This window comes from Cytobacillus sp. MT66, from assembly GCF_058792595.1.
Genome location: NZ_JBXAFB010000010.1, coordinates 143,019 through 151,463, shown reverse-complemented (window position 1 = coordinate 151,463; position 8,445 = coordinate 143,019). Strand labels below are relative to the sequence as shown.

The following is an 8,445-nucleotide window of genomic DNA, read 5'->3' as shown; positions in this document are numbered from 1 at the left end:
CAGGTTGATAGGTCTGAGGTGGAAGCGTGGCGACACGTGGAGCTGACAGATACTAATCGATCGAGGACTTAACCAAAATGATGTTCTTGTGTTATCTAGTTTTGAAGGAATGAAATTCTTCAACAAAATAGTCTGGTGGCGATAGCGAGAAGGTCACACCCGTTCCCATCCCGAACACGGCAGTTAAGCTTCTCAGCGCCGATGGTAGTTAGGGGCTGTCCCCTTGTGAGAGTAGGACGCCGCCGGGCAACCCAAAGAACACCTGTTACAGGTGTTCTTTTTTTGATTTAGGGAACTATTGATTAAGCTGAAGCAAAATTCATTGATAACCATGGTTAATCATAATAAGATAAAACTAACTATAGTCTTATGAAGCATGGGGAATCGAGGTGGAGACGTGCAAAAGCGCTCTATATTGGCCGCTATTTTTCTTCTTTTACTCATGCTGACGGCAGCGTGTTCAGACAGCCAGAATACGGAACCGGCAGATAAGAAGGAAAAGGTGGAGCTGACGATATCGGCTGCGGCTAGTCTTAAAGATGCTTTAGATGTTATTGGGTATACATATCAAGAAAATCATCCCAAAGTGAAATTAAGATTTAATTTTGGCGGTTCTGGTTCTCTTCAAAAGCAAATCTCCCAGGGAGCTCCCGTTGATCTATTTTTTTCAGCTGCCGAGGACAAGTTTGATTTATTGGTAGAGGAAGACTTGATTGCCGCAGAAGATAAATTAAATCTTCTTGGGAATGAGCTGGTTCTGATTGTTCCGAAGGATGAGTCGGAACAAGCCAGTTTTGAAGATTTGAAAAAAGAAGGGATAGAGAAGGTTTCTATTGGCATTCCTGAATCTGTACCGGCCGGCAAATATGCAAAGGAATCTCTTGAAGGCCTAAAGGTATGGACAGATGTTGAGCCAAAAATAGTTTACGCCAAAGATGTACGCCAGGTCTTATCCTATGTGGAAACAGGAAACGTGGATGCCGGTATCGTTTATAAAACGGATGCATTAGGTTCTGACAAGGTACATATGGCAGCAACGGCTGATCCAAACACCCATACACCGATTATATATCCGGTTGGCATTATGAAGGATTCCAAACAATATAAAGCCGCGAAAGATTTTTACAGCTATCTGCAAAGCAATGCGGCGTTAGAGGTATTTGAGGATTATGGATTTACTGTTCGATGAGACATCTATGCAAGACTTTTTAAGTCCAATCTGGCTTTCTTTGAAGGTAGCCGCTGTGGCAGGCATCGCTGTTATTTTCATAGGAACATTCATAGGCAGGCTCTTTGCACGAAGGACATTCAGAGGTAAGGCTATTTTGGAAACGGTTCTTATGCTTCCGATGGTTCTTCCTCCAACGGTTGTGGGGTTCTTTCTTATTGTTGTCTTTGGCAAACGCAGCCTGGCAGGTCGGGCGATTGAATGGCTTTTTAACCAGCCTGTGATTTTCACCTGGTGGGCGGCGGTGATTGCATCAGCTGTGGTTGCCTTCCCGCTGATGTATCAGTCTGCTAAATCTGGCTTTCAGGGTGTTAGCCGCGGGATTGAAGATGCAGCAAGGATCGATGGGGCAAGCGAGTGGAAGATATTCCTGTTTATTTCGATCCCTCTTGCCTCTAAAGCCCTGATTTCTGGAAGTATCTTGAGCATCGCCCGGGCCCTTGGGGAATTTGGAGCTACGCTTATGTTTGCCGGGAATATCCCTGGGGAGACGCAGACGATTCCTACAGCAATTTACATAGCAATTGATTCAGGCAATATGGCGTTGGCATGGCTTTGGGTGATTTCGATTGTGATTATTTCATTTATCATGCTGCTGATTGTCAGGGGAAAGCAAGATTAGTATAGGAAAGCTGGGACTAAGAAGGGAGATTGGAGATGGAACAGACAAGCTTTGTTAAAGTGGCAGTTGTTCAGGCAGGATCAGTTGTGATGGATAAGGAAAAATGTATAAAAAAGGCTGTTCGCATGTTAGAAGAGGCTGGGGAGAGTGGCGCCCAGATTGTTGTATTTCCGGAAGCTTTCATCCCTGCTTATCCTAGGGGCCTGTCGTTTGGGGCAGTCGTCGGGAGCCGGTCTGACCAGGGAAGAAAGGATTTTCTTGCTTACTGGAAAAATTCTATCACAGTACCAGGTCCGGAAACGGCACAACTAGGCGAGGCGGCGAAAAAGGTAAAGGCTTACGTCGTCATTGGCGTGATTGAAAAAGACCAGGAGTCCAGCGGGGGAACACTTTATTGCACCGTGTTATTTTTTGGTCCAGACGGCAAGCTTTTGGGCAAGCATCGAAAGCTTAAGCCGACAGGGTCTGAAAGGCTGATCTGGGGAGAAGGCGATGGCAGCACGCTGCCGGTGTTTGATACCCCATATGGAAAAATTGGCGCGCTTATCTGCTGGGAGAACTACATGCCATTAGCAAGAGCAGCCCTGTATGCCAAAGGTGTGCAAATCTATGTTGCTCCGACAGCGGATGGCCGGGACACATGGTTTGCGACGGTCAGACATATTGCGGCAGAGGGCAGATGTTTTGTCTTATCCTGTAACCAGTATTCCACCAAGGATATGTACCCTGGGGAGATTACATCAAGGGAAGAGTTCAAGGAGATTCCGCATGAACTGACACGCGGGGGCAGCTGTATTGTCAGTCCGTTAGGAGAGTTTATTGTAGAGCCAGTGTTTGGCGAAGAGACAATTATTTATGCGGATCTTGACCTGGACAAAATTGCCGAAGCGCATTTTGATTTTGACCCAGTCGGGCACTATGCTCGTCCGGATGTGTTTCAGCTTAAGGTGAATGAGAAGAAGCAGACGAATCTGATTATAGAAGAATAAAGATGGAAGCCCAGTTCTTTTAAAGAGCTGGGCTTTTTTAGTATTAAAACTTTTCTGTGACCACACCGATGGAAGAGGACTTGATAAAGGGCAACTCCTGAAGGTCTTTTAGACTTTCGGCATCTCCGGTAACCACAGCACCAAATACTCGGATATCATCCTTTGTCAGCTCGCTGTCAGATCCAAGCAGATTGTTATAGACCCTTTCGAACTCGCCTTTATATCTAGTGTTGTACTTCATTCCGCTTTCTAATGCCCATACGAAGGGTTCCAGCGGATCCTCTATCTTTTCATTGTTTTCGTTAATCGCTTTAATTCCGTATGCGGTATATTCAGAGCGAAGCAAGGGCGGAGTGCTGACAGTTGTCTGCTTTCCATTTTCATCGGTCTGCTCCACTTCTCTTGATTGGCTTGCTTTCTTTTCTTCCTCATTTAAATCATCAATCCAGAACCAGGTTAACGTCACGTTGTCAGGAAGCATTTTATTCACCTGATTCATGCTGTAGGCCTGATCAAATGATAAAGCCACCTCCATGACCTTGTTTGGCTCTAATTGATCTAATTGCTGCAGGTCATTTTTATATTGAGGATAGTCAACGTAGGGGTAGAAGAAGATCATTTCTCTTTGCCCCAGCTCATTATACTTTTGAATAGCCAAATCCTCCGTATCATAGCTTCTCCCAAGAATCATTGGCGTTTCGGTGCCGATCCAGCCGGCATACTCATCCTGAAATAGCCCGTATCCGTACTCGCTTTGCCCTGTGTAGACGACTTTTCCGTCGAGGATCTTAAAAGTGGAAAGGGTGTTTTTTCCGCCAAGGAATCCGTGAAATCGCTCCAATTTTCCAATGTATCGATTGGGTGCTGAAATTTGGTTGAAATCCGATACAGCCATCTGCACCGGTCCTTCCAGCTTGTATACAAGAGATCGGTTGGCTATGGTTCCGCCGACAAAAAGGGCGACTAGAACAAGTAGACTGATGCCTGCATTTCTGAGGATGGTATGCCGCTTTGCTTTTTTTACCGCCTTTTTTAACTTCGTGTTCTTCGAAGGATCAAAGAGATCATCAAGTTCTTTGTCATCCTCAAACTTTTTATCATCGTTCATTATGTGTTTCCTCCCAAATTTGCTTAAATGTATTTCTTGCCCGGTAAAGATAGATCTTCACATTTTGCTCGCTCATCTCCAAAATGCCGGCAATTTCCTTATATGACAAATCCATAAAGTACTTTAAAACCATCAGGTTTTTATACGAAGGCTTAAGTTTATTTAAAGCCTGGATAAGCTCGGTTTTGCTCTGTTCGGTTAGAAATAAATCTTCTGCACTCGCCATCAGGGGCTTTATAGCTTCAATTTCTTCAGAGGTCAGGCGGACAAGCCGGCTCTGCTTCTTATAAAGGGTATAGAAACGGTTAATCGCCACCTTAAACAGCCAGGCTCTGACCTTATCTTCGTGGATGGAATCGATATATTTCATCGCCTGATACAAGGTATCCTGTACAATATCCTCGGCATCCTCCTTAGAAGCCCCCACTTTTACAAGATATTTAAATACCGGTCTTGCTTCATCCATCAGAAGATCTTCTAAAGACTCCTTTTTCATTTTTCACCAACTTTTCGTTCCCAGTTAAAAATAACGTTATTTGTTAACCTACTTATATAACAAATAAAAGGGCAAAAGGTATACAGCTTTTTTAAATAAAAAAATCCCCTCAAGTATTTTACTTGAGGGGATTTGTGATTACTTCGATTGTTCGGCTGCTTTTCTCTGTTTGAATTCTTCTTTGATTGTTTCTAGTAATTCCGGTTCAGTAATCAAACGAAGAGCAGTGATGCCAAGCGCTTTGGCGCCAGTGATCAGAGCCTGATCACCCCGTTGAGATGCTGCTGCTTCTCGGAATGGTACAGTATGAGGGACCAGATCATCTGCGCCAATTTTAATATAAGGATGGATGGTTGGCACGACCTGGCTGATATTGCCTGCATCAGTAGAGCCGATTCCTTCTCTTTCGCCCGTCACGTTTTCTCCCAATTCTTCAATGGCTTCTTTGAATACTGTGTTGAATGCTTCATTTAACAGCAAGTTATCGACTTCGTTCTGGAAGGCAATGACATTGAGCTTAGCGCCTGTTGCAAGAGCTGCGCCTTCAGCGATTGCCTTCACTCGCTTAGTCACTTCATTTAGGCGTGTTCTTGTTGCTGCGCGGATAAAGAATCTTGCCTTCGCATACTCAGGAACGATGTTTGGCGCATCACCGCCATGTGTAATGATGCCATGGATGCGGACATCGTCTGTGACATGCTGGCGAAGGGCATTAATGCCGTTGAACAGCTGGATGACAGCATCTAGCGCGTTAATGCCTTTCTCCGGTGCTGCAGCTGCGTGAGCTGATTTGCCGATGTATTCAAAATCCAGCGGATCGACGGCCAGGGAAGGAGAAGTAAGGCTTGTTTTTCCCTGCGGATGGATCATCATCGCTGCATCGATTCCTTCAGTTAATCCATGTTTGACAAAGCTGCCTTTCGCGCTTCCATTCGGGCCGCCTTCTTCGGCCGGCGTTCCAAAGACAACGGCCTCGCCGCCAGTTTCGGCAATTGCTTTGCTTAATCCGACCGCAGCGGCAACGCTCAAAGTGCCGATGATATTGTGGCCGCAGGCATGGCCTAAGCCTGGAAGAGCATCATATTCTGCCAAAAAGGCAATGGAGGGACCCGGCTTTTCAGATTTGTAACGGGCAACAAAAGCTGTTTCGTGGCCAGCTACGCCTTTTTCAACAATAAAGTCTTCTTCTTCAAGAATCTTCGTTAATTGTTCAGAGGCGAAAAATTCCTCATTGCCGATCTCTGGATTTGCATGAATCTGGTGGCTTGTTTCAATATAGCGTTCTTTATTGGCATCGATATTTGCCTTGATAGCTTCACTTAAATGAGTGATGATTTGGGTCATGATCAATTCCTCCTTTATTTATGTAAAAGTAAAAGAGGGAAAACTGCGTTTCCCTCATGGTTTGGTGATTACCAGCCAATTTTCTCTAATGGAACAAAGGTTGGAATCAGCGTACCGCCAAATTCTTTGTTGATGAATTCAGCTGTATCGTCCTCTTGGAACAGCTCAGCAATGCGCTTTAATGTTGCATTGTCTTGGTCTTCCTTGTTTACGGCAATAATGTTCAGATAGTCAATCGCTGTTTCGCTTTCATGGAAAATAGAGTCATTAATTGGGTTTAAACCAGCATCTCTAGCAAATCCGTTATTGATCACACCTGCGTCTACATCAGGCAAAGCTCTTGGGATCTGTGCAGGAGCAGTAGGGATCAATTCAAGATTTTTTGGGTTTTCAACTACGGCTTCTTCAATTGAAGCAAGACCGTCATAATTATCAACTAATTTAAGAAGTCCAGCTTCCTGAAGCAATAGCAAGGCTCTTCCCTGGTTAGACATATCGTTAGGCAATGCAATTTTCGCACCGTCTTTAATTTCTTTTACATCCTTCAGTTTGTCTGAGTAAATCGCCATTGGCGCAAGATAAGTTGTCGCAATTGGCACAAGGTCTAGATTATGCTCTGCAATGAATTGGTCAAAGTAGGCAACAGTCTGGAATGAGTTTGCATCTAATTCGCCATCAGCAAGAGCAGTGTTTGGCAGAACATAGTCGCTGAATGAGACAAGCTCAATTTCAATGCCTTCTTTCGCTGCTTTTTCAGCTACAAAATCCCAGGTGCGTGTATCTGTGCCGGTGATGCCGATTTTAATGTGTTTTGTTTCTGACTCTGTGTCTTTTTCTTTTCCGCTTGTAGTGTTGCTTGAGCATGCAGCTGTGAATACAACTAACACCAGCAATAGAATCGATAAAGCTGTTTTTTTCATGATAAGTTTCCTCCTAAATTATCTTCTTCTGATTTTTTTTGATAAGACATTGCCGAATGACTGCAGGCCTTGGACCATCACGATTAGAATGACAACGGTGATAAGCATCGTTGTGGTATCAAAACGCTGGTAGCCATAAGTAATGGCCAGGTCGCCGATTCCGCCGCCGCCGACGGTACCGGCCATAGCAGAGGCACCAATCAAGCCGATAGTTGCAATCGTGAAGTTCACGACCAATGAGCTGAGTGCTTCTGGAAGCAAAAATCTAAAAATGGTCTGGAAGGGAGTAGCTCCCATGGCGTTGGCGGCTTCCAGCACACCCTCGTCGACTTCCAGCAGCGAGCTTTCAACCAATCTGGCAATGTAAGGTCCTGCGTAAAAAACTAGCGGAACAATCGCTGCTGATGTGCCAATCGATGTTCCGACGATCAGCCGGGTAACCGGGATGATGGCTACCAGCAAAATAATGAATGGAACAGAACGGAAAATATTAATAACTGCATTTAGGATAGTAAAAAACGGCTGATTTTCAAGGATCTGTCCTTTGCGGGTGGCAAAGAGCAGTATGCCAAGCGGCAGCCCGAGTACAATCGAAAAGATAAAGGAGAAGCCGACCATTTGAATCGTTTCGATGACCGCTTCGATGATCTGTTCTGAATTAACTAGCATGTGATGTCACTTCCTTGAAGCTGATTTGTTTGGCCTGCATATACGTTAAGGCGCGCTTGACTTCTGCATCAGGCCCCTGAATTTCTACAATCAGGTTGCCAAAAGGGATGCCCTGAAGTTCAGTAATGCTGCCGAACAGCACGTTGATGTCGATATCGAGCTTTTTAGCCAGCTGCGATAGAAACGGTTTGCCTGTTGACTGTCCGATAAAACTGATGCGAAAAATATGATTTGAAGCGTGATTGTTTTCAATCATATTGAGAATTGACTCTGGGATCTGATCATGCATGACTGTGCTGACAAAGTTTTGTGCTGTCTGCGTCTTCGGTGCAGAGAAGACTTCAAACACCGTGCCTTCTTCAATCACTTTTCCTGCCTCCATGACAGCGACCCGGTCACAGATTTCGCGGATCACGGACATTTCATGGGTGATCATTAAGATCGTGATGTTGTAATCCTTATTAATCTTTTTCAGCAGCTGCAAAATTGAGCTGGTTGTCTGTGGGTCCAGTGCAGAAGTTGCTTCGTCACACAGCAGAATCGAAGGCTGCGTAGCCAGGGCTCTGGCGATGCCGACGCGCTGTTTTTGCCCGCCCGACAGCTGATCAGGATACATCTCTGCTTTATCGCCTAAGCCGACGAATTCAAGCAGCTCTGCCACGCGCTTTTTGATCTGATCCTTTGGCGCTTTACTTAAAACAAGGGGCATAGCGACGTTGGCGTATACTGTTTTTGAGTTTAGTAGATTAAAGTGCTGGAACACCATGCCGATGTTTTTCTTCACTTCGCGGATCTGCTTTTCTGAAAGCGCGGTTAAGTCATGACCATCAACAATGACCTTTCCCGACGTTGGGCGCTCAAGGAAATTCACACAGCGGATTAATGAGCTCTTGCCGGCGCCGCTGAATCCAACCACCCCGTAGATTTCCCCTTTGTTAATTTTTAAATTGACATTATTTAAAGCGTGCACCTGTTTGCCGCCGCTGTTATATACCTTGATGAGATCTTTAAACTCTATCATCGTTTGAGCTCCTCTCTTCATAAAAAAAGTCCTTCTCCGTGGAAGAAG

9 protein-coding genes and 1 rRNA gene are annotated in these 8,445 nt (G+C 45.0%); 4 read left to right on the top strand and 6 right to left on the bottom strand.

Annotation, left to right across the window (positions count from 1 at the left end; genetic code table 11):
• Nucleotides 1-131 precede the first annotated feature (131 nt).
• The 4 genes from rrf (at nucleotide 132) to AC1Q59_RS18010 (ending at nucleotide 2,839) form a co-directional block, all read left to right on the top strand.
• Nucleotides 132-248: ribosomal RNA gene (gene rrf / locus AC1Q59_RS18025) — 5S ribosomal RNA — on the top strand.
• Between the two features lie 194 nt (nucleotides 249-442).
• A complete protein-coding gene (modA, locus tag AC1Q59_RS18020) occupies nucleotides 443-1,189 on the top strand; it encodes a molybdate ABC transporter substrate-binding protein (protein WP_492367250.1) in 747 nt (248 codons plus the stop codon).
• Nucleotides 1,170-1,850, top strand: coding sequence for a molybdate ABC transporter permease subunit (gene modB, locus AC1Q59_RS18015; RefSeq protein WP_492367247.1), 681 nt, complete (start codon nucleotides 1,170-1,172; stop codon nucleotides 1,848-1,850). Before modA ends, modB begins: the two co-directional genes overlap by 20 nt.
• Nucleotides 1,851-1,885: 35 nt before the next feature.
• Nucleotides 1,886-2,839, top strand: a complete 954-nt coding sequence (locus tag AC1Q59_RS18010; protein ID WP_492367246.1) for a carbon-nitrogen hydrolase family protein — start codon at nucleotides 1,886-1,888, stop codon at nucleotides 2,837-2,839.
• 43 nt (nucleotides 2,840-2,882) lie between these two features.
• On the opposite strand, the gene AC1Q59_RS18005 is transcribed toward AC1Q59_RS18010, so the two are convergent.
• From AC1Q59_RS18005 to AC1Q59_RS17980, 6 genes are all read right to left on the bottom strand, one after another.
• Nucleotides 2,883-3,947, bottom strand: coding sequence for an anti sigma factor C-terminal domain-containing protein (locus AC1Q59_RS18005; RefSeq protein WP_492367245.1), 1,065 nt, complete (start codon nucleotides 3,945-3,947; stop codon nucleotides 2,883-2,885).
• Nucleotides 3,937-4,443 (bottom strand): RNA polymerase sigma factor, encoded by a 507-nt coding sequence (locus AC1Q59_RS18000; RefSeq protein WP_492367244.1) that lies wholly within the window; start codon nucleotides 4,441-4,443, stop codon nucleotides 3,937-3,939. The genes AC1Q59_RS18005 and AC1Q59_RS18000 overlap by 11 nt, the downstream gene beginning before the upstream one ends.
• 138 nt (nucleotides 4,444-4,581) lie before the next feature.
• The gene (locus AC1Q59_RS17995) at nucleotides 4,582-5,787 is read right to left on the bottom strand and encodes a M20 family metallopeptidase (RefSeq protein WP_492367243.1); all 1,206 of its coding nucleotides are present in this window, start codon (nucleotides 5,785-5,787) and stop codon (nucleotides 4,582-4,584) included.
• A 68-nt stretch (nucleotides 5,788-5,855) separates the two neighbouring features.
• On the bottom strand, nucleotides 5,856-6,707 hold the full coding sequence (locus AC1Q59_RS17990) for a MetQ/NlpA family ABC transporter substrate-binding protein (protein WP_492367242.1): 852 nt from the start codon (nucleotides 6,705-6,707) through the stop codon (nucleotides 5,856-5,858).
• 18 nt (nucleotides 6,708-6,725) lie between these two features.
• Nucleotides 6,726-7,376 carry a methionine ABC transporter permease gene (locus AC1Q59_RS17985; RefSeq protein ID WP_492367241.1) on the bottom strand — a complete coding sequence of 217 codons (651 nt, stop codon included), beginning with the start codon at nucleotides 7,374-7,376 and terminating at the stop codon, nucleotides 6,726-6,728.
• Complete coding sequence (locus AC1Q59_RS17980) at nucleotides 7,366-8,397, bottom strand: methionine ABC transporter ATP-binding protein (protein WP_492367240.1); 1,032 nt, start codon at nucleotides 8,395-8,397, stop codon at nucleotides 7,366-7,368. The genes AC1Q59_RS17985 and AC1Q59_RS17980 overlap by 11 nt, the downstream gene beginning before the upstream one ends.
• Between the last annotated feature and the right edge of the window lie 48 nt (nucleotides 8,398-8,445).

Bases quoted from the DNA above. Each gene is read 5' to 3' on its own strand.
- modA (WP_492367250.1), top strand. From the start codon at position 443: ATGCTGACGGCAGCGTGTTCAGACAGCCAGAATACGGAACCGGCAGAT.
- AC1Q59_RS17990 (WP_492367242.1), bottom strand. From the start codon at position 6,707: ATGAAAAAAACAGCTTTATCGATTCTATTGCTGGTGTTAGTTGTATTC.
- AC1Q59_RS18000 (WP_492367244.1), bottom strand. From the start codon at position 4,443: ATGAAAAAGGAGTCTTTAGAAGATCTTCTGATGGATGAAGCAAGACCG.
- modB (WP_492367247.1), top strand. From the start codon at position 1,170: ATGGATTTACTGTTCGATGAGACATCTATGCAAGACTTTTTAAGTCCA.
- AC1Q59_RS18010 (WP_492367246.1), top strand. From the start codon at position 1,886: ATGGAACAGACAAGCTTTGTTAAAGTGGCAGTTGTTCAGGCAGGATCA.
- AC1Q59_RS17980 (WP_492367240.1), bottom strand. From the start codon at position 8,397: ATGATAGAGTTTAAAGATCTCATCAAGGTATATAACAGCGGCGGCAAA.
- AC1Q59_RS18005 (WP_492367245.1), bottom strand. From the start codon at position 3,947: ATGAACGATGATAAAAAGTTTGAGGATGACAAAGAACTTGATGATCTC.
- AC1Q59_RS17985 (WP_492367241.1), bottom strand. From the start codon at position 7,376: ATGCTAGTTAATTCAGAACAGATCATCGAAGCGGTCATCGAAACGATT.
- AC1Q59_RS17995 (WP_492367243.1), bottom strand. From the start codon at position 5,787: ATGACCCAAATCATCACTCATTTAAGTGAAGCTATCAAGGCAAATATC.